We start from the raw sequence: 1028 nt of genomic DNA on the forward strand, positions 1-1028 counted from the left end.
CTGTATCGACTTTTCTAATATCTCTCTTAACTCCTCCCAATGTAGTGAAATAAGCTGACAATAATTTTTTATTTTTATTTAGTGAGATTTCAGTATTTTCTAAAAACTTTTCAGCCTCTTTACTTGCTTTAGCTTTTCTTAATTGACTAGAGGCATTAATAGCATGCCAATGTAATTTGGTTGTCTTATATTCATTAAGATAAAAATCAGCTTCCACACGATGAAATTTTATCTTAAGTTCATCTGTAAAAAATTGTCGTCCTTCCGAATTTAACCAAATAGCATCTTGTTCAGATAATCTCTGATTATTATCTAATAATTTCAATATATTAATTAACTTCGATCTATGCTTATCAACTATGTCATAGAGATAAATATCATATTTTTTTATTAAATTTTTTTCTTTTTGCCTCTCTATATATTTAGGGTCAGATTCTAATTTTTTTCTACGCTCACGTTCAGCTTGTTCTCTAACTTTTCTTTCCTGAGCTAATTTTTCTTGTTGTTTCTTTAACTGAATTAGTTCTAATTCTCTTAATTTTTCCAAGCGTAATCTTTCTGCTTCTAAGTGTTCTTGATGCTTTATTCTGTCATTAACAACTTCTTTCTTATATTGATTAAAAGAAATTTTACCTTCAACTAGACTATGTAAAGCATTAAGGTTTTGACGAACTAAATAGGCTTTCTCTGGCAAAGTTAAACTATCATTTTGCTTAGTTTTTAACTTTTGAATTATTTTATGAAGCATACTATGTGGGATCATTGAACTTTCGATATGATCTACACAATAAAAAACAGCATCTTTTCTCATATCATCAAGATATGTTTGATGTTTAACAGCATCCTCAACAGATACTTTACCTCGATAATTAGAATGGTACGTTTTTTTAAAAAATCTGCTTCTAGTCATTTCAAAGATTCAAAAATTATTACCATTCAATTAAATAACGATTTATAGAATATTAAAAGCATAAAAAAATAGCCTAAGCAGAATATTAGGTATATTAAAACCCATCTGCCTAATTCCC

General features: G+C 27.8%; 1 protein-coding gene. It reads right to left on the reverse strand.

The window, feature by feature from the left end:
* On the reverse strand, window positions 1–910 hold a 910-nt coding region (locus FTV38_RS17930), incomplete at its 3' end, for a hypothetical protein (RefSeq protein WP_180023091.1).
* Between the last annotated feature and the right edge of the window lie 118 nt (window positions 911–1028).

The organism is Acinetobacter sp. YH16044, assembly GCF_013417145.1.
Lineage (GTDB): Bacteria > Pseudomonadota > Gammaproteobacteria > Pseudomonadales > Moraxellaceae > Acinetobacter > Acinetobacter amyesii.